21 protein-coding genes are annotated in these 23,942 nt (G+C 44.6%); 12 read left to right on the top strand and 9 right to left on the bottom strand.

All coding sequences use genetic code 11. The features are described from left to right. A partial coding sequence (locus tag HMPREF9007_RS26440) for an integrase core domain-containing protein (RefSeq protein ID WP_165000535.1) occupies window positions 1-195 on the top strand: 195 nt, incomplete at its 5' end. A 1,011-nt stretch (window positions 196-1,206) separates the two neighbouring features. Next, window positions 1,207-1,620, top strand: a complete 414-nt coding sequence (locus tag HMPREF9007_RS07020; protein WP_008762684.1) for a hypothetical protein — start codon at window positions 1,207-1,209, stop codon at window positions 1,618-1,620. 121 nt (window positions 1,621-1,741) lie between these two features. On the opposite strand, the gene HMPREF9007_RS07015 is transcribed toward HMPREF9007_RS07020, so the two are convergent. Continuing rightward, complete coding sequence (locus HMPREF9007_RS07015; RefSeq protein ID WP_008762685.1) at window positions 1,742-1,942, bottom strand: DUF2007-related protein; 201 nt, start codon at window positions 1,940-1,942, stop codon at window positions 1,742-1,744. A 324-nt stretch (window positions 1,943-2,266) separates the two neighbouring features. Here HMPREF9007_RS07015 and HMPREF9007_RS07010 point away from each other — a divergent pair, with 324 nt between their 5' ends. The 6 genes from HMPREF9007_RS07010 to HMPREF9007_RS06985 all read left to right on the top strand — a co-directional run bounded on the left by HMPREF9007_RS07010 (window position 2,267) and on the right by HMPREF9007_RS06985 (window position 11,372). After that, complete coding sequence (locus HMPREF9007_RS07010; RefSeq protein ID WP_008762686.1) at window positions 2,267-2,809, top strand: RNA polymerase sigma-70 factor; 543 nt, start codon at window positions 2,267-2,269, stop codon at window positions 2,807-2,809. Between the two features lie 154 nt (window positions 2,810-2,963). Continuing rightward, window positions 2,964-3,932 carry a FecR domain-containing protein gene (locus tag HMPREF9007_RS07005; protein WP_008762687.1) on the top strand — a complete coding sequence of 323 codons (969 nt, stop codon included), beginning with the start codon at window positions 2,964-2,966 and terminating at the stop codon, window positions 3,930-3,932. Between the two features lie 258 nt (window positions 3,933-4,190). Beyond that, complete coding sequence (locus HMPREF9007_RS07000; RefSeq protein WP_008762688.1) at window positions 4,191-7,445, top strand: SusC/RagA family TonB-linked outer membrane protein; 3,255 nt, start codon at window positions 4,191-4,193, stop codon at window positions 7,443-7,445. 13 nt (window positions 7,446-7,458) lie between these two features. Next, window positions 7,459-9,024, top strand: coding sequence for a SusD/RagB family nutrient-binding outer membrane lipoprotein (locus HMPREF9007_RS06995; RefSeq protein ID WP_008762689.1), 1,566 nt, complete (start codon window positions 7,459-7,461; stop codon window positions 9,022-9,024). Window positions 9,025-9,047: 23 nt separating this feature from the next. Continuing rightward, a complete protein-coding gene (locus HMPREF9007_RS06990; RefSeq protein WP_008762690.1) occupies window positions 9,048-10,151 on the top strand; it encodes a glycoside hydrolase family 18 in 1,104 nt (367 codons plus the stop codon). A 30-nt stretch (window positions 10,152-10,181) separates the two neighbouring features. After that, on the top strand, window positions 10,182-11,372 hold the full coding sequence (locus HMPREF9007_RS06985) for a DUF1735 domain-containing protein (RefSeq protein ID WP_008762691.1): 1,191 nt from the start codon (window positions 10,182-10,184) through the stop codon (window positions 11,370-11,372). A gap of 114 nt (window positions 11,373-11,486) precedes the next feature. Here the strand turns inward: HMPREF9007_RS06985 and HMPREF9007_RS06980 are convergent, their stop codons facing one another. The 8 genes from HMPREF9007_RS06980 to HMPREF9007_RS06945 all read right to left on the bottom strand — a co-directional run bounded on the left by HMPREF9007_RS06980 (window position 11,487) and on the right by HMPREF9007_RS06945 (window position 19,052). Further along, complete coding sequence (locus tag HMPREF9007_RS06980; RefSeq protein WP_008762692.1) at window positions 11,487-13,142, bottom strand: AMP-binding protein; 1,656 nt, start codon at window positions 13,140-13,142, stop codon at window positions 11,487-11,489. Window positions 13,143-13,149: 7 nt separating this feature from the next. Beyond that, entirely contained in the window at window positions 13,150-13,704 is a 555-nt protein-coding gene (locus HMPREF9007_RS06975) for a cupin domain-containing protein (protein ID WP_008762693.1), read from the bottom strand. 39 nt (window positions 13,705-13,743) lie between these two features. Then, window positions 13,744-14,517, bottom strand: coding sequence for a pyrroline-5-carboxylate reductase (gene proC, locus HMPREF9007_RS06970; protein ID WP_008762694.1), 774 nt, complete (start codon window positions 14,515-14,517; stop codon window positions 13,744-13,746). Between the two features lie 135 nt (window positions 14,518-14,652). Next, a complete protein-coding gene (locus HMPREF9007_RS06965; protein ID WP_008762695.1) occupies window positions 14,653-15,774 on the bottom strand; it encodes an aminotransferase class III-fold pyridoxal phosphate-dependent enzyme in 1,122 nt (373 codons plus the stop codon). A gap of 13 nt (window positions 15,775-15,787) precedes the next feature. Then, window positions 15,788-16,756 carry an N-acetyl-gamma-glutamyl-phosphate reductase gene (argC, locus tag HMPREF9007_RS06960; protein WP_008762696.1) on the bottom strand — a complete coding sequence of 323 codons (969 nt, stop codon included), beginning with the start codon at window positions 16,754-16,756 and terminating at the stop codon, window positions 15,788-15,790. After that, window positions 16,753-17,961, bottom strand: a complete 1,209-nt coding sequence (locus HMPREF9007_RS06955; RefSeq protein ID WP_008762697.1) for an argininosuccinate synthase domain-containing protein — start codon at window positions 17,959-17,961, stop codon at window positions 16,753-16,755. The genes argC and HMPREF9007_RS06955 overlap by 4 nt, the downstream gene beginning before the upstream one ends. 13 nt (window positions 17,962-17,974) lie before the next feature. Then, complete coding sequence (locus tag HMPREF9007_RS06950) at window positions 17,975-18,553, bottom strand: GNAT family N-acetyltransferase (protein ID WP_008762698.1); 579 nt, start codon at window positions 18,551-18,553, stop codon at window positions 17,975-17,977. Window positions 18,554-18,578: 25 nt separating this feature from the next. Next, on the bottom strand, window positions 18,579-19,052 hold the full coding sequence (locus tag HMPREF9007_RS06945; protein WP_008762699.1) for an arginine repressor: 474 nt from the start codon (window positions 19,050-19,052) through the stop codon (window positions 18,579-18,581). Window positions 19,053-19,285: 233 nt separating this feature from the next. Here HMPREF9007_RS06945 and rhaB point away from each other — a divergent pair, with 233 nt between their 5' ends. From rhaB to rhaD, 4 genes are read left to right on the top strand one after another with little or no spacing between them, the layout of a single operon-like run. Next, window positions 19,286-20,743, top strand: coding sequence for a rhamnulokinase (rhaB, locus tag HMPREF9007_RS06940; RefSeq protein ID WP_008762700.1), 1,458 nt, complete (start codon window positions 19,286-19,288; stop codon window positions 20,741-20,743). A 59-nt stretch (window positions 20,744-20,802) separates the two neighbouring features. Further along, window positions 20,803-22,059, top strand: coding sequence for an L-rhamnose isomerase (locus HMPREF9007_RS06935; RefSeq protein WP_008762701.1), 1,257 nt, complete (start codon window positions 20,803-20,805; stop codon window positions 22,057-22,059). A 3-nt stretch (window positions 22,060-22,062) separates the two neighbouring features. Then, on the top strand, window positions 22,063-23,082 hold the full coding sequence (gene rhaT, locus HMPREF9007_RS06930; RefSeq protein ID WP_008762702.1) for an L-rhamnose/proton symporter RhaT: 1,020 nt from the start codon (window positions 22,063-22,065) through the stop codon (window positions 23,080-23,082). A 12-nt stretch (window positions 23,083-23,094) separates the two neighbouring features. Beyond that, entirely contained in the window at window positions 23,095-23,904 is an 810-nt protein-coding gene (gene rhaD / locus HMPREF9007_RS06925; protein ID WP_008762703.1) for a rhamnulose-1-phosphate aldolase, read from the top strand. The last annotated feature ends 38 nt before the right edge of the window (window positions 23,905-23,942 follow it).

Raw genomic sequence — 23,942 nt, forward strand, 5'->3', positions numbered from 1 at the left:
AATGCATTGGCTGAAAGAAATGAACAACACCNTAAAAACGGTTGGCTATTCGACTGTGATGATGAGAGCTTCGAGCAAGTAAGCAAGCGCATTGAAGATGCTGTATATGTATATAATCATGTGCGGCCTCATCAAGGGATAAACATGAGGACACCTATGGAAGTGGTCAGCGAAACGGTAGGATTAACAGCATAATACCCGCTCGTCGGGATGGGTGGTCCCGCCCCTTGCCGCTAGGACGATCCCCGACCGAAGAGTTTTTGGTTGTTGGCAACATTACATTTTCCTGAAGAAGGCTTGCGTAAATAAAGGAAGATGCATAAATTTGCAAGCACCAACAAAAGACAACTAACATAGGAATAAGAATAACAAAAGTAAACCTATTTAGATATTAAAGTATATTGAGTAAACTAATTCAGTTATAACAAACGAAGTTGTCAACTAAAACCAGTACACATCAAGGATAAGACAACTAAATTAGTTTCCTCGTCTTGAAACTATAGTTTCAGCGAAGAGAAACCATAGTTCCAAAGGCTTGAAACTTTAGTTCCAACAGCTTGGAATCATTAGTTCAAGCGTTTGAAACTTTCTGAAACATCTGTCGATTGGATTCACTTTGACCGTATGTTTGGATTGACTCGACCATGTTAGTTATTTCAATTGACCAGTTCTTTTAGGAGAAGCATTGAATCATTTATTGGCTAATAATGTATGGGGTATCAGTCATTAATAGCTGAGATGTCAGATATTAACATCCTGTAAATCAAAAGATAGCAATGTAGAAACGATACTAGTCAGGACGAAACAGAGTGAGAGCAACCGTTTGCTCTCATACCTGCCACCACAGTTGCTACCACACCGAAAACTACGATGAATAAAGGGATACAGACAGTTTGTTAGGGCATGAGAGCAAAACTGCTGTCAAATTACTATGGAGGCTATTGTGGAAATTCTGATTAATAAATCTACAGATATTCCATACTTATATTTGAAAAATAGTATCTTTGCAGTGACTAACATTTTATAATGGGACGCAGGGAATCCTGCTTTTGATAAGTTGCAGGCATTTTTTGCTTGTAGCTTTCCTCATAGGCGGTTTCGTACCCCCGTGGGGAGTATGTAATGTACCTCCAGCGTCCTAAGATGTGTTAGTCAACGGGAAAGGCGAAACCGTTCTTTTTTGCCCCTTTATTAAACTTTTATCTTATGGATACTGAAAACGCTTTGACTAACGCGAAAGAAAGTCCCAATGAAATTTTTTTTGAAGAAGAAGCCCGTCTATGGGCAGAGGTGTATGGCAAGCAATCTGATAAGCCGGACCTTGAGTCTCTTCAACGTATGCTGGAGAATATGAACCATTTGTTGCTTAGCTTAGAACTTCCGTGGGAACGCTTTATTCCTATCTTATACCGAAGTTTTGCCCTTTATATGCGTCGTCCGGACGAAAATACAAATAATCGGAAAGCCTACCAACTGTCTGCCCAACTTATGGACTCTGTCGTTTACTTGTCACAGAATACTAACTTGATTCATCACATACACCTTTTCTGTAATATGCAGATTGCCGCTCTTGAAAAGCTAAAGAATGAAAAAGTAGAAATTGAGCAAACTGAAGATTAAACAAACAGAAAGTCAACCAATCTAAAGGTTACTTCGTTTTAAAAGAATCATACAAAGACTGAAAAGCCGAGTGCGATCTCCCATCGTACCCGGCTTTAATCTTATATGTTTAACCTAAAACCTATGAAACTTTTCTTTTATTAATCACACGCATTGCTGCTGTATAATATTCGCATGGAACAGAAATGAGTATACTGTTCAATCCATTGTCTTTCATTGATGCCTCGATATACGCTGCTTTCAATAAACTCTTTACGCTGGCTACTTCCCAGGGACTACCAGCAAAAACATTGACCTGAGAAACCTTTCTACTTGTAATCATATTCTTTTTGTGTTTTAATTGTTATGGCTGCAAATATAGGAAGTTGGATTTATAGATTAGAGCAATTTTGAGTCATAATAGTATAGAAATGATGCAATGATCTGATTTTAGCATAAATTGGTCAGTTTTTAGCATTGGAAAAAAGTGGAGAGAAAGGAGTGAAAGCTATATGCTAGTCGTCAGCCTTCTGATGATTTACCGGCTTATGTCCCATTTTCTCTTCAAAAAGTTCTTTTATTCAATTAAAATATATTTCTTTGCAATCATTAAAGACCTTTGGATATACTTAAACTATACGCATAAGCGCCATTAATATAGATCGAAATGACTGCAATTAATTTTAATTCGATATATACTACCTATTATAGGAGAGCATTCCTGTTTACCTTATCATACGTCCATAATGATTTGGTAGCTGAAGATATTGTATCGGAAGCAATCATTTATTTGTGGGAATTAAGTAAAAAACAGGAAATTCCGAGTATCGAAGCTGTATTAATCACTTATATACGTAGCAAGTCACTCAATTACCTGAAACATTTGCAGGTTCAGGAGAACGTCTACCAAAACCTGACAGATAAGGGACAACGGGAATTGGAAATCCGTATTTCAACCTTGGAAGCCTGTGATCCGAAGGAAGTTATGTCCGAAGAATTACGCTCAAAGGTGAAAACATTGTTGGCTGGTATGCCGGAAAAGACGCGCATTGCATTTATATCCGATCGTCTGGATGGAAAATCTCATAAAGAAATAGCTGAAGAATTGGGTATCAGTGTCAAAGGAGTGGAGTATCATATAAGCAAAGCTGTGAAGCTGCTGCGTGATAATCTGAAAGAGTATGCTCCTTTCCTGATATTTTTTATTTGATGATCTTGAAAATATCTTTTTCTCCTCTTTTTTTAATAACAGCAAAAAAAGTTGTATTTCTCACTAGGGATTATTTTTAGTGAGTGGTATTCTATATGAAAGGGGGAGCAAATATACTCCTGTTTATTACTTATAAAGTAACTCAACTTATAATATGAATCAGAATTTACTTTTAAAATATATATCCGGAAAAGCCTCTCAAAGGGAGAAAGAAGAAGTTGCAGCATGGATTGATGCCGATGCCGCTAATCTCAAAGAATTTATGTCACTCCGCAAAAGTTATGATGCACTTGTTTGGCAGGATGCGGATGAGTTGAAAACGGGGCGTGACAAGCTGCTTTCACTACGCACTTTTACGATGAAGGCGATGCGGATTGCGGCTATATTTGTTTTGGCTTTCGGATTAAGTTATATACTGATACAAACTCTGCAAAAGGAAAATGTAGAAATGCAGACCGTATATGTGCCTGCCGGACAACGTACGCAAGTGACGCTTGCTGACGGAACAATGGTATGGGTAAACGGAAAAAGTACGCTGACTTTTCCCAGTCAGTTCGCTTCCCGTACCCGTAAAGTGGAACTGGACGGGGAGGCCTATTTCGAAGTTCAGAAAGACCCGGAGAAACAGTTCATTGTTTCCACAGCCCATCAGTCTGCGATTAAAGTGTTGGGCACAAAGTTCAATGTAAAGGCGTATAGGGATTCCGAAGAGATTACTACCACTCTGATAGAAGGGAAAGTGCATTTCGAATTTAATAATACCGCACAGAAGCCTCAGTACATTACTATGGCACCCGGTCAGAAGCTGATCTATTATTCGCAGAGTGGAAAAACGGAGCTCTATACTACTTCCGGTGAGGGAGAACTGGCATGGAAGGATGGTATTATCGTCTTTAAGCAGACATCTTTGCAGGATGCTCTGGAGATTTTGGCAGACAGATATGATGTGGAATTTATCGTTCGACGCAATGTGCCCGATGATGACCTGTTCTCCGGGACATTCACGAGCAGGAGCCTGGAGCAGATACTGAATTATATAGAAGCTTCTTCGAAAATACGCTGGCGTTATCTGAACAGTGTACAAGGAAGTAAAGAGAAGATGAAGATAGAAATTTTTATTTAGTGTTATTAATAACCTTATTTCAAAAAAGCTTATTGCCATGAAAAACAAAGACCCTTGAAACTAAAAAAGATACGGGATGATATTGGTCGTATCTTCCCGTATTGAGCCCAGTAATCGTGAATCTACTTGTTTCCCGACAAGTATAACTACTAGTTTTTTAATTAAACTCGTTACAAATTTATGCAAAATTATTGTATCGTCCAATTTCTTGGAGGATTAAACCTTCTTAGGCGGTCTTCAAGGAAAATATCACTATCTATGAAGTTACTATTTATACTCATTGTCTGCTCATTCGGACTGGCATATGCGTCCGATGGATATGCGCAAAAGACTTCCATCACATTGAAGGCAAACGATTGTACCATAGAGGAAGTGCTTCACAAAATCGAACTTGAGTCCGGATTCGGCTTTTTTGTAAACAGTAAGAATCTCGATTTGAAACGCAAAGTGTCGGTGTCAGTGTCTAATAAGAATATATTCCAGGTTCTGGAGCAAGTTTTTAAAGGTGTGGGCATCGAATATAAAGTTTTGGATAATAAAATAGTACTGGCTGCAAAAGAAAAAGACGTTGCACAGCAGAGAAAAGAAAGACTTATTGCCGGCACGGTAAAAGATAAGAATGGAGAGCCGTTGATTGGTGTCTCTATCCGGGAGAAGAGTTCCGGTGAGGGAACCATCACCGATATGGATGGAAACTATAAGCTTTCCACTTCATCGGCGAATCCTGTTCTTGTATTTTCCTATGTAGGTTATCAGTCAAAAGAAGTACCCGTAAAAGGAAATGTTGCCAATGTGGTGCTAGAGGATGCGACGCAGGAACTGAATGAGGTGGTAGTGACGGCATTGGGTATCAAACGCTCGGAGAAGGCATTGTCATACAACGTGCAGCAGCTGAGCGGTGATGAACTGACTACTGTGAAAGATGCGAACTTCATCTCTTCTCTGAATGGTAAGGTGGCCGGTGTTAATATTAATTCGTCCAATACCACGGGAGGTGCTTCGCGTGTCGTGATGCGTGGTGTCAAATCTATCACTTCTTCCAATCTGGCGCTTTATGTGATCGACGGTGTACCGATGTATAACATGATGAATGGAGGTGGCGGTGGTATCTATGACCAGCAGGGTACGGATGGCGCTGCCGACATTAACCCGGAAGACATCGAATCTATCTCTATGCTGACCGGACCTTCTGCCGCAGCTCTGTATGGTAATGCTGCCGCTGCCGGTGTTGTGCTGATAACCACCAAGAAGGGGTCTGCGGACAAGACTTCTGTCACGGTCTCCAATAATACTACTTTCTCGAAGGTGTCAATGATGCCTGAGATGCAGAGCAAATATGGTAACCTGCCCAACAGCCTGGATAGCTGGGGACCGATTGTAAACAGTGACTACGATCCGCGTGACTTCTTCCAGACCGGAGCGAATGTCATTAACTCATTTGCTTTGTCAACCGGTAACAAGAAGAATCAGGCGTATTTGTCGGCTTCTACTACCAACACCACCAATATATTGCCCAACAGTGGATACAACCGCTATAATTTCACTGTCCGTAACACGACCAGTTTCCTGAAAGACAAGATGACACTCGATGCCGGTGCCAGTTATATTCTTCAGAATGACAAGAATATGATGTCGCAGGGTTATTACTATAATCCTCTGCCGGGACTTTACCGTTTCCCTCGTAGTGAGAATTTCGATGATGTACGTATGTTCGAACGTTATAATTCCGGTATGGACCTGATGGAGCAATACTGGCCTTACGGCGGTACTTCAAGTGGTCTTGCCAACCCCTACTGGATACAGAATCGCCAGTTGCGGGAGAATAAGAAGACCCGTTATATGATCAACGCTTCCCTCAAATATCAGTTGTTCGACTGGCTGGATGTGGTAGGACGTGTGAAAATAGATAATTATGATAATCGTAGTACTTATAAGGCATACGCTTCTACCGGCACACTGGTGTCGGGTGACCGTGGAACGTACAGTGACACCTCTACACAATCAAAGAACACGTATGCGGATGCGATTGCTACACTGAATAAGAGTTTTAACGACTGGTCGGTCAATGTCAACCTTGGTGTGTCACTGAGTGACAGCCGTTATGAAATGATCGGATATGAAGGCGGATTGAAACTTATCAATTTCTTTGCCGTCCACAATATCGATTTCAATAAAGCATGGAAAGCAAAACAGTCCGGCTGGCATGATCAGACACGCGCTATCTTTGCCAATGCGGAAATTGGTTGGAAATCGATGATCTATCTGACTGCTACCGGACGTAACGACTGGGATTCAAGACTGGCTTTCTCCGATTACAAGTCTTTCTTCTACCCGTCAATAGGACTTTCCGCCATTCTGACGAGTATGTTTAATGCTCCTGATTGGCTGACATACCTGAAAGTTCGCGGTTCGTACACTGAGGTAGGTAACTCTTACGGCCGCTTCATGACTACCGTTACTTACCCTTACGATGAACAGACACAGAGCTGGACCAGTACCTCTTCTTATCCGAACACGAAACTGAAACCGGAACGTACCAAGTCATGGGAAGTAGGTTTGGACGCACGTATCCTCAATGACATCAGTCTTAACTTGACTTATTATCGTTCCAATACTTATAATCAGACATTCTATGCGGACTTGTCGCTTTCTTCGGGATATTCTAATATTCCTATCCAAAGTGGAAACATCATGAACGAAGGTCTGGAAATGTCATTGGGTTATAACAAGCAGTGGAAAGATTTCTCTTTCAATACGAACTATACATTGACATGGAATAAGAACCGGGTAAAACGGTTGGCTGACGGTGTGTATAACTATGCCACCGGACAACCTATCCAGATGCCGGAACTGTCTCCGCTTACTTATGGACATACGGATGCCCGCCTGATTTTGCGTGTCGGAGGATCAATGGGAGACGTATACGGACAACGCTTGCTCAAACGTGACTTGAATGGCTACATTCTTAATGAAGAAGGTGTCGGACTGGCTATGGAGAACAAAGAAACCTACTTAGGTTCTATTCTGCCTAAGATGAATATGGGCTGGAGTTTAGGATTCGGTTATAAGGGAGTTAATCTTGGCATGACTTTCACCGGACGTTTCGGAGGTATTGTTATCAGTGAGACGCAGTCCGTACTTGACGCTGCCGGTGTTTCCAAAGTCAGCGCGGACGTACGTGACGCAGGAGGCGTGCAGATTAATCAGAGCAAAGTCTCTGCACAGACTTACTATCAGACCATTCAGGGAACTGCGGCTTACTACACGTATAGCGCTACCAATGTACGACTCGGCGAACTTTCACTTAGCTATACATTGCCTAAAAAATGGTTTGACAATAAGGTCGGAATGACTGTTGGGCTGGTAGGAAAGAATTTATGGATGATTTATTGCAAGGCTCCTTTCGATCCGGAACTGACCACTTCAGCTGCATCTAACTTCTATCAGGGATTTGATGCCTATATGCTTCCGAGTACAAGAAATTTCGGATTCAATGTTAAATTTCAGTTTTAAATAATAAATAGGTATGAACAAGATAATAAAATATATCGGAGCAAGCGCAGTCGTATGTATGATGGCGGGGTGTACTACTAACTTTGAAGATTTTAATACCAACCCTTATCAGCCTTCAAAAGTACCGGCAAGTAACTTACTGTCTACGATGTTTAACGTGTATGCTTGTCCGCAACAGAATGCTTGTCAGGAGATTAATTGTATGTGGGCCAGCTTTAGCGGTCAAGTGACTGCGACAGCTAACTGGAGCTTTGGAAAGAATATCTTTGCTTATTATAATGCGTCCGAAGGGCACAATGACAGTTCATGGGGAAGACTCTACGGCTATATCTATCCTTCTTTCTTTCTGGTCGAGAACTCTACGGAAAAGAAAGGTGTCATTTATGCCATGGCTCAGTTAACCCGTGTTTATGGTATGCAGTTGCTCGCATCTTTGCAAGGTCCCATTCCTTACACACAGATGAAGGCCGGCGAAACGGAAGCCCCTTATGATAATGAGCAGACTGTATGGCATGCCATGTTTGACGATCTGGATAATGCGATCACCATTCTGAAGTCGGCGGCAACGTTCGGCGTAAATCAAGATTTGGCTGTGGTAGACCAGTTCTATAAAGGTGACTGCTCGAAGTGGCTGAAGTTTGCCAATACGCTGAAACTTCGGATGGCTATCCGCATCTCGGGAGTAGAACCGGAATATGCTCAGACCAAGGCTCAGGAAGCTGTACTTGGAGGTGTGATGGAAAGTGTGGGCGACAGTTCTTATGATACGACTAATGGCGGAATCAATGAAAATGGATATGCTATTGTCAGCGGATGGCCCGAAGTAAGAGCCAATGCCTGCCTCGTGTCGTACATGAACGGATATAACGATCCTCGCCGTCCTGCTTATTTTACTCCGCAGACTCAGACTGCTGCCGGTGGGTATGTAGGTGTCCGTTCGGGTTCGGCAGAAATACCTGAACCTACGGTATACGCCAACTATAGCAAACTCTTTATCGCTACCGACAAAACATTGCCACAACCGGTAATGTACGCTGCCGAAGCTGCTTTCCTGCGTGCGGAAGGAGCACTGAAAGGCTGGAATATGGGTGGAGATGCCAAGACTTTCTATGAAAAGGGAGTTCGATTGTCTTTTGAGGAATTTGGGGTATCGGGTGCCGATGATTATTTGGCTGACGCTACATCTGTACCGGGAAATTATGTGGATAATTTAATTGCCGGACATACCGGAAACAATTATACGAACCAGTCGTCCATTACGATCAAGTGGGAGGATGGAGCTGATGACGCGAAGAAACTGGAAAGGGTACTTACCCAGAAATGGATTGCCTGTTATCCCGACCCGATGAACGGATGGGCAGATTTCCGTCGCACGGGCTATCCCAGAATCTTCCCGGCAACTGAATCTATGAATGCCGATTGTAATACGGGGCGCGGACAACGCCGTCTTCGTTTTACACGAAGTGAATACAATAACAATAAGGCGAATGTGGAAGCGGCCGTCAGTATGCTTAGCAATGGAAAAGATTCTAATGGAACTGATCTTTGGTGGGCAATGAAAGAAAATGGTACTTATTAATAGCTTAAATTAGGAATGACAATATGAAGAAATTATTATATATCATATTTGGAGTAATGGGTGCACTGATGTTTATACAGTGCAGCGACTGGACTGAAATGGAACCGAAGTTCACCGAACCGGTGAATATCAATGGTGAAGACTATTATAAGGCACTGAGAGAGTATAAGAAATCCGATCATCCGATTGTTTTCGGCTGGTACAGTGAATGGACCGGAACCGGAACGAATATGAACAACCAGTTGAGAGGTATTCCCGATTCAATGGATATCGTCTCTCTTTGGGGAGGGGCTTTCAACCTGACTGAAGCACAAAAAAGTGACCTTAAGGAAGTGAGAGAGAAGAAAGGTCTCAGAGTTTTGTATTGTCAGCATATCACAGATATAGGCAGAAGTCATACGCCTGCTTCTGTTGAGAATGATTTCATCGTGGATGGCGTACAGTACAACTCTAAGGATGAAGCGATGGCTGCTTATTGGGGGTGGTATGGCAATTATGGTGACACTTCGGAAGAAGGACAAGAAAAAGCTATCCGTAAATATGCGCGGGTGATTATTGATTCAATCAATAAGTATAACTATGATGGATTCGATATCGACTTTGAACCGAATTTTGGCTATTCCGGAAATCTGAGTGGAAATTCGGACCGTATGCATATTTTTTTGGATGAATTATCGAAAGAATTCGGACCGAAATCGGGAACTGGACGTATATTGATGGTCGACGGAGAACCGCAGACACTGAACAAGGAGTCGGGCCCTTTATTAGATTATTATGTGGTTCAAGCCTATTACTGTAGGTCGGATGAGGGATATAGTGATGCTTTGGATGGTCGTTTTGACAGATTATTAAATAAATTCGGTTCGATAGAGGATGAAGCTACGATTCTTAGTAAAACAGTTTGGTGTGAGGACTTTGAAAAGCATAAAGGGGATGGCGGACCGGAATTTACAACTCGTGATGGTATTGTGACTTATTCATTGAAGGGAATGGCGATGTACTATCGTCCGGGAGTAGATGCCCGCATTGGCGGAGTGGGTGCCTACCGTTTTAATCTTTGTCGTCCGGTGAATGACTATTTCTTTATGCGTGAGGTTATTCAGGTTCTGAATCCCGCTAATCATTAATTGCAAGAACATAACTAAAAAAGGATAATTATGAAGATGATTAAATTTTCAAGATATGTTGTGCTGGGGGCAGCTTTGGCTGTTGTCACCGGATGCAACGATGCAAAACTGTCAACTATCGATAATGGAGTATATATTGCGGAAGCGGCTCCTTCTAATACGTTTAGTCAGCAGATAGAGGCACAATTGGTGGACGAGGGAGATGTGATAAAAACATTGACCGTCCGTTTGGTTCGTGCTATTGATCAAGATGTAACTGTAACACTGGATATTGATCAGCAACTCATTGATGAGTATAATCAACAGCATGAAGCGTCTTACGAACTTTTGCCGGAAGAATTCAGAAGTTTTGAACGCACAGTTACGATTCCCGCAGGTGAAGTGTCTGCACCAGTCATTAATCTTACTATAAAGCCGTTTACCACCCCCAATAACGAGGCTTATGCGATTCCGGTACGGATCACTTCCGTAGCCGGACCGATAGGACTTGTTGGTAACGCAAACCATATTCTTTATCTGCTTACTTCCCCTAATAAACAGAAAGCGGTGGTTTTGAAATCAGCAAATAAAACCAGTCTGAACTTTAAAAACGAAATACCTGTTACTCAGTGGACTATAGAGTATTGGATCAAGTTCGATAATACAACGGGCAGACCGACAGGAGATTGGGTGGGTCCTGCCAATATTGCTTTCAGACGATTAATTTTCGCAGACAATTCGGCTCCTATTTCTTTCAATGGCGTTTTATTGCGTTATTGGGCGGATGGAGCAAAAAAGATTGCGCCATGTTTGCAGTGTCAGTTGGATGGAAACTATTTTGATAGTGAGGAATTTTGGTATCCGGATATATGGTATCACATTGCTTATACTTATGACGGATCTACTATTTCCCTCTATAAAGATGGTACATTGAATAATAGTAAAGCCGATTCAAGAGACTTTACATTCAATAATATTTCTTTAGCACAGAGTTTCGGCTGGAATATGCAGGTAGAATTAGCTCAGATTCGTCTTTGGAGCAAATGCCTGACAGAGAACGCTATTCAGGAAGGAATGTCACGCCAGATATCCGGAGATTCGGATGGTTTGATTGGGTATTGGAAGTGTGATGAAGGAAAAGGAAATGTATTGAAGGATAATAGCCCGAACGGTAATGATATAACGCTTACCGGAATTCCTGCATGGAGTGAACAATACAATTTCTATCATCCTAATGATTAAGCGGATGGTTGGAGCTTTATCAATTGATTAGAGAATCCGATACTTACAGATAGTGAAAAGAAAAGCCGGCTGCAATCCTTTGCAGCCGGCTTTTTTATAAATGGGTTTTATGCCTTATTTCTCATCGTTCTCGCGAATTTCCACGCGACGAATCTTGCCGCTGATAGTCTTGGGCAGTTCGTCAACGAACTCAATCACACGCGGATATTTATAAGGAGCAGTCACCTTCTTGACGTGGTTCTGCAATTCCTTGATCAGTTCTTCTCCGGCACGTGCTTTATAGTCTTTGGACAATACGATAGTAGCTTTAACTACCTGTCCGCGAATCTCATCGGGTACTCCGGTGATAGCACATTCTATGACGGCAGGGTGCGTCATCAAAGCGCTTTCCACTTCGAACGGGCCGATACGGTAACCGGAACTCTTGATTACGTCGTCTGCACGTCCTACAAACCAAAGGTATCCGTCTTCGTCTTTCCATGCTACATCACCTGTGTAGTAAATGCCGTCGTGCCAAGCCTCGTGTGTACGTTCCGCATCCCGATAGTACTCTTTGAAAAGTCCGAGAGGTTTGCCTTTGCTGGTACGGATCACAATTTGTCCTTGCTCTCCGGCTTCCACGGAGCGACCTTCACTGTCGATCAGGTCTACGTCATACTGCGGATTGGGCAGTCCCATGCTTCCCGGTTTCGGTTCCATCCAAGGCATGGTGGCAACTGTCAGTGTCGTTTCCGTCTGTCCGAAACCTTCCATCAGCTTGATGCCTGTCAGTTTCTTGAAGGTTTCGAATACGGCAGGGTTCAGTGCTTCTCCGGCAATGGTGCAATACCGCAGTGAAGACAAGTCATATTTAGTCAGGTCTTCATGAATCAGAAAACGGAAGATGGTTGGAGGTGCGCAAAGGGAAGTCACCTGATACTCCTGTATCTTTTCCAGAATAGCTGCGGGCGTGAACTTTTCGTGGTCATAGACGAAAATGTTGGCTCCGGCGATCCATTGTCCGTAGAGTTTTCCCCATACGGCTTTTCCCCAGCCGGTATCGGCGATGGTGAGGTGGAGGCTGTTCTCATCCAGATTGTGCCAGAAACTACCCGTAACGATATGACCTAACGGATACGTAAAGTCATGTGCTACCATTTTAGGTTCGCCGGTAGTGCCGGAAGTGAAGTACATCAGTGAGATGTCGTCATTCGTATTGGCATGTCTCGGGCGGATGAAAGGGGCAGCGTTATCGATTCCCTGATGGAAATCTTCGAATCCTTCCGGAACTTCCGGACCTACACTGACCAGCTTTTCCACGCTCGGACACTCGGGAAGAGCATCTTTGATGTGTTGCAGTATGATTCCTTCGCCGGCAGCCACAATCATTTTGATGTCGGCAGCGTTGCAGCGATAGATGATATCTTTCTTTGTCAGCAGGTGAGTGGCGGGGATCACCGTTGCTCCCAGCTTATGCAGGGCGATGGTGCTGTACCAGAACTCATAGCGGCGCTTCAGAATCAGCATCACCATGTCTCCGCGACCGATGCCGAGGCTCTGGAAGTAAGAGGCCGTCATGTCCGTATAGCGTTTCATGTCGGCGAAGGAGAACTGACGGCTTTCGCCTTGGTCATTGGTCCAGAGCAGAGCGTTCTTGTCGGGTTGTTCGGCAGCCCAGGCGTCTACTACATCGTAGCCGAAGTTGAAATTCTCCGGTACGTTTATTTTCAGGTTCTTGATGAAATCCTCTTGTGAGGCAAAGCTAGTCTGTGCTAAAAATCTTTCTACCATAACGTTATTACATAATTACGGCCAGAAAACGTACCGTTTTGCCATCGAGCGCTTTCATGCCATGTGGAAGTTTTGAATTAAAATAAATACTGTCTCCTTGGTTCAGGATGATTTCCTTGCCCTCGATGTTGATAAGCATACGGCCTTCAACCACCAGGTTGAATTCCTGTCCGTTGTGGTGGTTATAATGGATCGGCTCATCGTCTCCCTTCGGTTCGACCGTGACGATGAAAGGATCGGCGGTGCGGTTCATGAAGCCCGACGCCAGTGACTGGTATTTGTAAGCCCTGGTACGTTCGATGCTGACTCCTTTGCCGGCACGGGTCACGAAGTAGCTGTTCATTTTCGGCTCTTCGCCAAACATCAAAGCATCCAGTGCGATGTTGTAGGTACGGGCTATCTTTTGTAGCATACTAACGGAAATGTCGTATTGTCCTGTCTCTGCGAGCCGGTATTCTTCGGCAGATATGTCGCAGTCGCGGGCGATATCTTCAGACGTTAGTTCCAGTACGTCACGTAATCCGCGAAGGCGTTCTGCGATCTGTTTAATTTGGTCATTCATACAAGTGGTTGTTTTTTGATTATTAATAATTTTGCGGTATTATTTGGATGCTTTCATCGCTTTGATGACGGCGGAGGTAAATCCGTTGTGTTCCAGTTCGTTGATTCCCTTGATCGTAATTCCGCCCGGAGTAGTCACTTTGTCGATTTCCACGCTGGGGTGGGTGTCATTGTTCAGAATTAATGCGGCGGCTCCCTTGACGGACTGGGCTACCATTTCCATCGCATCTTTGGGACGGATGCCCATTTCGATGCCGGCCTGCATGGCTGCCTGGATGTATTTCAATACGTAAGCGATGCCGCAGGAAGTCAGTGCCGTGGTGGCGGCTATCTTATCTTCGGGGATGAGCATGGCCATTCCCATTTCGTTGAACAGGCGGAGCATAAACAGGTTCTGTTCATCGTTCGTGTTGCGTGCCGCGATAAGCGTCATACTTTCCAGTTCGCTGATGGCAGTGTTCGGAATCAGGCGGAACATCGGCATCTCCGGTGCTATCACAAAGTGTGCGAGTTCTTCAAAACTGATACCTGCCGCTACGGATACGAGCGTCTGTTTGCTCTTCAGCTTCAACTCGCGCATGACGGACTCCACAAACCAAGGCTTCACGGCGAGAATGACAACATCTGCTCCCGTTGCCGCTTCCGTATTGCTCAGAGTGGTGGAAATGCCCGGAAATTCTTCTTTCAGTTTCTCCAGTTTGCCTGCGCTGGGGTTGGATACAATGATATCTGAGTCTGCTATCAGACTTCCTTTTGCCAGGCCGCGGGCTATAGAACCACCCATGTTTCCTGCACCGATAATAGCTATTTTCATATGCGCTTCTTTTTTAATGTATTCTTACAGACAAAGGTAACGGTAAATTGCGAAAAAACAAAAAGCAGCCTGAATAAGAACTGTTTTTCTGTTCGAGGCTGCTTTTTTGTTCGCTGTTTATTAATCAAATATCAGTTAGAGTACTCTTTTGAAACGGGCAAGGAACTCGTCCGCTTCCTCCATGCTGAGGCAGAGAGGGGGCAATAAGCGGAGTACATTTGTCCCGCTGGCTCCCGTAAATACGTGTTCGTCGTAGATGAGGCGGCTGCGCAATTCCTTGATCGGTTCTTCAAATTCGAGTCCGATCATCAGTCCGCGTCCGCGCACTTCTTTGATTTGCGGGAATTTCTTGAGTTCTTCCAGCAGGTAGTCGCCGACTGCTTTTGCATTTTCTACCAGATTGTCCTGTTCGATGACGTCCATTACGGCAAGAGCTGCCGAGCAGGCCAGGTGATTTCCGCCGAATGTAGTTCCCAGTTGTCCGTAGACGGGCTTGAACATCGGGCTGATCAGTACACCTGCCATCGGGAATCCGTTTCCGATGCCTTTGGCTACGGTGATGATGTCTGGCTGGATATGGTTGTATTGATGGGCAAAGAATTTTCCGCTACGGCCGTATCCACTCTGGATTTCGTCCAGAATCAGAATCGTTCCGGTTTCGGTACAAACCTTGCGAAGTTCCTGCATAAATTCGGTAGTCGGTATTTTGATACCGCCCACTCCTTGTATTCCTTCGATGATAACAGCGCATACGTCACCTTTCGCCAGTTCCTGCTTCATCGCTTCGATGTCATTCAGAGGGAGATAGGTCACATGACCGTTGTTGTTGATCGGAGCAATGATGGTGGGGTTGTTCGTAGCCTCCACTGCAAGGGATGTACGTCCGTGGAAGGCTTTGCTGAAAGAAATGACTTTGGTGCGTCCGTTATAGAAAGAAGCCAGCTTCAGCGCGTTTTCATTGGCTTCGGCTCCGCTGTTGATCAGAAACAGCGAGTAGTCTTCATAACCGGAAATCTTTCCCAATCGTTCGGCTACTTGTTGCTGCAGCTTATTGATCACCGAGTTTGAATAGAAACCAAGGGTTGCTACCTGATTGCTGATCATCTCCACATAGTGGGGATGCGCGTGTCCGATGGAGATGACGGCATGGCCTCCGTAGAGGTCCAGATATTCCGTACCGTTCTCATCCCATACCTTACAGCCTTGTCCTTTGACTATATTGATGTCATATAAAGGATATACGTCGAATAATTTCATAATTCTTCTGTTTTTAGAAAGCGGAAGGTTTCAGCCGTAATCCTACGGTTTCTTCCAGGTTGAACATCAGGTTCATGTTATGAACTGCTTGTCCGCTGGCACCCTTCAGCAAGTTGTCGATACAGGAGATAATCAGTAATTTGTCACCATGTTTCTCCAGATGTATCAGACATTTATTGGTATTTACGACTTGTTTCAAGTCTATATTCTTATCTACAATATGCACGAAGGAGTCTTTTGCATAATATTCCTCATACATGCGAACGATTTCTTCGAGTGCAACTTTCGTTTTTACGACAAGAGTGGCAAAGATGCCGCGCGGGAAATCTCCCCGATAAGGAATAAAGTCGATCTCTGAATCGAAGCTGTTCTGCAACTGCTTCAGTGATTGCTTGATTTCCGGTACGTGCTGATGATCGAAGGCCTTGTATATACTGATGTTATTGTTACGCCAACTGAAATGACTGGTAGCACCGGGCTTCACGCCGGCACCGGTACTTCCGGTGATGGCATTGACCGAAACATCGCCTGTCAACATCAGATTCTTGGCTAGCGGAAGCAAACCTAACTGGATGCAGGTAGCAAAACAACCGGGGTTGGCTACGTGCTTCGCCGTACAGGTAGCACGACGGTTCAGTTCCGGCAGACCGTAGATGAAGTCATGATCGTCACTCTTGATGCGATAATCCATCGAGAGGTCGATGATTTTCAAATCTTCCGGCACGTTGTGGCTTTCCATGAATTTCTTCGTGTCACCGTGGGCGGTACAGAAGAATAGTACATCTATTGCGTCCAGAGGTAACTGGTCGGTAAATCTCAGGTCGGTTTCTCCGTAGAGTCCTTCGTGTACGTCGGTGATTCGGTTTCCGGCATTACTGCTGCTGTTGATGAATACGATTTCAGTTTCCGGATGGTTGAGCAGCAGACGGATTAATTCGCCTGCTGTATATCCTGCGCCACCAATGATTCCTGCTTTAATCATATCTCTTCGTCTTTATGGTTATTGTAGTAAACACGCAGCGGAGTAGAAGTTACCTTAATAAAGCCCTTAGCATCTTCGGCTGTCCAGCCCTTCTGCATTTCACCATATTCGCCGAACTTCGTTTTCACGAGGTCGTCTTCCGATTCTACACCGACGGTAGAGAAAGAAAGCGGGCGGAGCTCGAGGATTGCCGTACCGTTAACGTTACGCTGGCTTTCCTGAAGCATGGCTTCGATGTCACGCATCACCGGTTCGAGATACTGGCTTTCGTGGAGGAACATTCCGTACCAGTTGGCCACCTGATCTTTCCAGTATTGCTGCCATTTGCTCAATGTGTATTTTTCGAGGAAGCGGTGAGCACCGATAATCAACATCGGAGCGGCAGCCTCGAAACCCACACGGCCTTTGATGCCGATAATCGTATCGCCCACGTGCATATCACGTCCGATACCGTATGCGGCACCGATCTCTTCTACCTTCTGGATAGCTTGGATCGGATCATCGAATGTTTCGTCATTGACAGCTTTCAGTTCTCCCTTTTCGAAAGTGAGACGGAGTTGTTCGCTGCCTTCTTTTTCCACATGTTTCAGGTAGGCTGTTTCCGGTAATCCCTGTGCGGAGTCGAGGATTTCGCCACCACAGATGGATGTACCCCACAAACCTACGTTATAAGAGTATTTCAGTTTGGTGAAGTCCGCGCTGAAACCATGTTTGTTCAGATAGTCGATTTCTTCCTGACGGCTTAATGCCATATCACGGGTCAGCGTGATGATTTCTACATTCGGAGCCAGTACAAGGAAAGTCATGTCAAAACGAATCTGGTCGTTACCTGCTCCGGTAGAACCGTGGGCAATGGCATCCGCACCGATTTCGTTGGCATAACGTGCGATGGCCAATGCCTGGAAGATACGTTCCGAGCTGACAGAGATCGGGTAAGTACCATTACGCAGCACATTTCCGAAAACCATATATTTCAGACTCTTTTCGTAGTATTCCTGAGTAACGTCCAATGTTACATATTTCACTGCTCCCAGTTTGTAGGCGTTTTCTTCGTTTGTCTTCAGCTGTTCTTCGCTGAAACCGCCCGTATTGGCACAAGCTGCATATACTTCGTAACCTTTTTCTTTAGCGAGGTACATGACGGTGAACGATGTGTCCAGTCCGCCGCTGAATGCCACCACTACTTTTTTCTTCTTTTCTTCCATAGTGCTGTATATATTAAATGTTATTTCTTTCTTGTTCTTTTTTTATGTTCCGCGGGTCTGTCGGATCGTACAGCATGGCTGTGCAGATGCAGAACTTACGGTTTTTAGCTACCAGTATATCGTGGTTGGTGCAGCCTTCGCATCCTTTCCAGAAAGCCTCGTCGTCTGTCAGTTCATTGAAAGTGACAGGGACATATCCTAGTTCGGTGTTCATTTTCATCACTGCGGCTCCGGATGTCAGACTGAAAATCTTAGCTTTCGGCCATCGGAGACGTGCCAGTTGGAAAGATGCTTGTTTGATGCGCTTTGCCAATCCTAATCCGCGAAAATCGGGATGTACAATCAGACCGGAGGTTGCTACGTATTGCTTGTTTCCCCATGATTCGATATAGGTGAAACCTGCGAATGTGTCGCCACAGAGCGCGATTATTGCTTTGCCCTCTTTCATTTTAGTCGCTACGTATTCGTGTGTGCGCTCTGCGATTCCGGTTCCTCGTACGGCAGCAGCATTTCTGATAGTTTCCAAAATAGTGTCAACGTAAACCTCATGTGAGGCGTCGGCTACCATAACATCTATTTGTTGAGTGTCCATTTCTTTATATATAATATAGGTATAGTTATTCGATATTCGGAATGATGAGCGACAAAAGCTGACGTACTTTGCTTGTGGCTACTCCTTCACGCAGAACCAGCATGATGGTATCGTCGCCGGCAATGGTTCCCAGAATCTCGCTGAACTCATTGTTGTCGATATCATAAGCCATGCTGCTGGCGTAACCGGGACGGGTACGGATAACAGCTATATTGCCGGAAAACTGTAGGGAGATAAATCCATTGTTGCGCAACATCTCACCGGCACTCTGGTCAGTGGAACGTTTATACATGATGTTATTCGGCAATACATATACATACTTGCCGTTCATACTGGCAGCTTTGGCTACTTTCAGTTGTTTCAAGTCGCGGGAGAGGGTGGCTTGTGTCAGTTCGAAGCCTTCACGGTTCAGCTCTTGCAGTAGTTCTTCCTGCGAGCCTACCTCCTTGCTTGAGATAATCATTTTGATGGCGTCTAACCGATTTGCTTTCTTCTTCATTGTATAATTATTCTAAGAATGGCGCAAAATTATGCATTATTTCGGAGAAAACATGCATAAATCATGCTTTTTTTGCATAAAAAGTAAAATTTATACTGATGTAAGGTTTGGCTATGCAGATTTGTGTCAAAATGCACATCCTTTCTATCAAAATGCGTAAGGAAAAGGAGGAAGGAACCGCCTATCTTTGCAATGTATGTAAATGGATACCTTAAATATATAGACAAAATACCATGAAACAGAACTTTTTTGCAGTCGACCTGGGCGCAACAAGCGGCCGTACAATCTTAGGCTCTTTTATTGAAGGCGGATTAAATCTGGAGGAGATTAATCGTTTTCCTAACCACTTGATCGAGGTGGGTGGACATTTCTATTGGGATATTTATGCATTATACCGTCACATTATCGACGGATTGAAATTGGTAGCTCACCGTGGAGAATCTATTGCCTCTATCGGTATAGATACATGGGGAGTAGATTTCGTCCTCCTTGGAAAAGATGGAAACCTGCTTCGCCAGCCTTATGCATATCGTGATCCGCATACGGTAGGAGCACCGGAAGCCTTTTTCTCTCGTATCTCTCGTAGCGAGGTATATGGTAAAACTGGTATTCAGGTAATGAATTTTAATTCACTTTTCCAATTAGATACTTTGCGTCGCAATCATGACAGTGCATTGGAGGCAGCAGACAAAGTTCTGTTTATGCCGGATGCGTTGAGCTATATGCTGACCGGGAAGATGGTAACCGAATATACCATTGCTTCCACTGCCCAATTAGTGAATGCACATACGCAACGTCTGGAACCGGAGTTGCTGAAAGCAGTCGGACTGCAAGAAGAGAATTTCGGTCGTTTTGTCTTCCCAGGTGAGAAGATAGGAACATTGACTGAAGAAGTGCAAAAGATAACAGGATTGGGGGCAATTCCTGTGATTGCGGTGGCCGGACATGATACCGGATCTGCTGTAGCAGCTGTTCCCGCACTTGATCGTAATTTCGCATATTTGAGTAGCGGTACTTGGTCGCTGATGGGGGTGGAAACAGATGCACCGGTAATCACTGCTGAAACAGAGGCTTTGAACTTTACGAATGAAGGTGGCGTAGAAGGCACAATTCGCCTTTTGAAGAATATTTGTGGAATGTGGTTGCTGGAACGTTGCCGTCTGAATTGGGGAGATACGAGCTATCCGGAATTAATAACCGAAGCGGATTCGTGTGAACCATTCCGTAGTTTAATCAATCCGGATGACGACTGTTTTGCAAATCCTGCGGATATGGAACAGGCCATTCGTGAATATTGCCGGACTACTGGGCAGCCGGTTCCTGAGCAACGTGGACAAATAGTACGTTGTATCTTTGAGAGTCTGGCTTTGCGTTACCGTCAGGTGTTGGAGAACTTGCGTGCGCTTTCTCCTCGTCCTATCGAAACTCTGCATGTGATTGGTGGAGGTAGCCGTAATGACTTGTTGAATCAGTTTACTGCTAATGCTATCGGCATCCCGGTTGTGGCAGGACCGTCTGAGGCAACAGCTATCGGTAATGTCATGATTCAGGCAATGACGATGGGAGAGGCGACGGATGTTGCTGGTATGCGTCAGTTGATAAGCCGTTCAATTCCGTTGAAGACTTATCACCCACAGGATATGGCAGCCTGGGATGCGGCTTATATCCATTTTAAAAACTGCGTTCGATAAATTCCGGAGAATCAAGAAATAACCGACAGAATAATATTAACTTTTAATAATAGAATATCATGAAAAAAGAAGAAATGATTCAGAAAGCGTATGAGATTGCTGTTGAACGCTATGCAGCAGTAGGTGTAGATACTGAAAAGGTACTGAAAACCATGCAGGACTTCCACTTGTCACTTCATTGCTGGCAGGCTGATGATGTAACGGGATTTGAAGTGCAGGCAGGTGCACTGAGCGGAGGTATTCAGGCAACCGGTAATTATCCGGGCAAAGCTCGCAATATTGATGAACTGCGTGCCGACATTCTGAAAGCCGCTTCTTATATTCCGGGTACACACCGTTTGAACCTGCACGAAATCTACGGGGATTTTCAAGGTAAAGTGGTAGACCGCGATCAGGTAGAGCCTGAACATTTCAAGAGCTGGATTGAATGGGGTAAAGAGCATAACATGAAACTCGATTTCAACTCTACTTCATTCTCGCATCCGAAATCTGGTGATTTGTCACTGTCTAATCCGGATGAGGGCATCCGTCAGTTCTGGATTGAGCATACCAAACGTTGTCGTGCCGTTGCCGAAGAAATGGGTAAGGCGCAGGGTGACCCGTGTATCATGAATCTTTGGGTACATGACGGAAGCAAGGATATCACTGTAAACCGCATGAAATATCGTGCATTGTTGAAAGATTCTCTGGATCAGATATTTGCTACTGAATATAAAAACATGAAAGACTGTATTGAATCAAAAGTATTCGGTATCGGTCTGGAAAGCTATACAGTAGGTTCCAATGACTTCTACATCGGTTATGGCGCATCCCGTAATAAGATGGTAACTTTGGATACCGGTCACTTCCATCCGACTGAAAGTGTTGCCGACAAAGTATCTTCTCTTTTGCTTTATGTGCCCGAATTGATGCTGCACGTAAGCCGTCCGGTTCGTTGGGATTCCGACCACGTAACCATTATGGATGATCCTACAATGGAACTGTTCAGTGAAATTGTTCGTTGCGGTGCGTTGGAACGCGTACACTACGGTCTCGACTATTTCGATGCTTCTATCAACCGTATCGGTGCTTACGTTGTCGGTAGCCGTGCTGCTCAGAAATGTATGACACGTGCTTTGCTCGAACCGATTGCCAAGCTGCGTGAATACGAAGCTAACGGACAGGGATTCCAGCGTCTGGCTCTGCTCGAAGAAGAGAAAGCGCTTCCATGGAATGCAGTATGGGATATGTTCTGCTTGAAGAACAACGTTCCGGTAGGCGAAGATTTCATTGCAGAAATCGAAAAGTACGAAGCGGAAGTAACTTCTAAACGATAAGTGATGGATATTCTAATAGGCTTGTTGATTATAGCCATCGGTAGCTTTTGCCAGTCCAGTTCCTATGTACCTATTAAAAAGGTGAAGGAATGGAGCTGGGAAAGCTTCTGGTTAGTACAAGGTGTGTTTGCCTGGTTAGTGTTCCCGTTCCTGGGATCACTGCTGGGGATACCCGCAGGAGGCAGTTTGTTCGACTTGTGGGGAGCCGGAGGTGCTGGAATGAGCATCTTTTATGGTGTATTATGGGGAATAGGCGGATTGACTTTCGGACTCTCCATGCGTTATCTGGGTGTTGCGCTTGGACAAAGTATTGCATTAGGTACTTGTGCCGGATTCGGAACCCTTTTTCCTGCCATCTTCGCCGGAACCAATCTGTTCGAAGGTAACGGACTGATTCTTCTTCTAGGAGTTTGTATTACGCTGGCGGGTATTGCTATCATTGGTTATGCCGGTGGCTTGCGTGCACAGAATATGAGCGAAGAAGAAAAACGGGCTGCCGTAAAAGACTTTGCATTGACAAAAGGTTTGCTGGTAGCACTTCTTGCGGGTGTGATGAGTGCCTGCTTTGCTTTGGGACTGGATGCCGGAACTCCTATCAAGGAAGCTGCTTTGGCAGGTGGTGTGGATGGACTTTATGCAGGTCTTCCTGTTATCTTCCTCGTGACTTTAGGCGGATTCATGACAAATGCCGCTTACTGCCTGCAGCAGAATATAGCTAATAAGTCTGTCGGTGACTATGCCAAAGGAAAGGTATGGGGTAACAATCTCGTCTTCTGTGCGTTGGCCGGTGTGCTGTGGTATATGCAGTTCTTCGGATTGGAAATGGGTAAGAGCTTCCTCACGGAAAGTCCCGTGTTGCTGGCTTTCTCATGGTGTATCCTGATGGCGCTGAACGTAACCTTTAGTAATGTATGGGGAATCATCCTGAAAGAGTGGAAAGGAGTATCTGCCAAAACAATCACAGTGTTGATCTGTGGTTTGGTAGTCTTGATCTTCTCACTGGTATTCCCGAACTTGTTTTAATAATAAATAGATATGAAATCAATTTTAGAAAATCGTCCGGCACTTGCCAAAGAAGTAAACAAGGTAGCTGAAGTTGCCGGATACTTGTGGCAAAAAGGATGGGCTGAACGTAACGGTGGTAATATCACTGTAAATATCACAGAGTTTGTAGACGATGAAATCCGTCGGATGGAACCGATTAGCGAAGTAAAATCCATTGGCGTTACATTGCCTTATCTGAAAGGATGTTACTTTTATTGCAAAGGAACCAACAAACGCATGCGTGATCTGGCTCGCTGGCCGATGGAAAATGGTTCGGTGATTCGCATTTTAGATGATTGCGCCAGCTATGTGATCATTGCCGACGAAGCGGTGGCGCCGACTTCGGAACTGCCTTCCCACCTGAGCGTACACAATGATTTGCTGAGCAAGAATTCTCCTTATAAAGCATCTGTCCATACTCACCCGATCGAACTGATTGCCATGACTCATTGCGAGAAGTTCCTTCAGAAAGATGTGGCAACCAATCTGTTATGGAGTATGATTCCTGAAACGAAGGCGTTCTGTCCGAGAGGTCTGGGTATCATTCCTTATAAATTGCCTAGTTCGGTAGAGTTGGCGGAAGCCACTATCAAGGAATTGCAGGACTATGATGTAGTCATGTGGGAAAAACACGGTGTTTTTGCCGTAGACTGCGATGCTATGCAGGCTTTTGATCAGATTGACGTGCTGAATAAGTCGGCGCTGATCTATATTGCTACGAAGAATATGGGCTTCGAACCGGATGGTATGAGTCAGGAACAAATGAAAGAAATGTCCGTTGCTTTCAATCTTCCTAAATAATACTTGTATTAATCACTGAATTTATCTACTTTAGCGAC

The sequence above is a fragment of the Bacteroides sp. 1_1_14 genome (assembly GCF_000162515.1).
GTDB lineage: Bacteria > Bacteroidota > Bacteroidia > Bacteroidales > Bacteroidaceae > Bacteroides > Bacteroides thetaiotaomicron.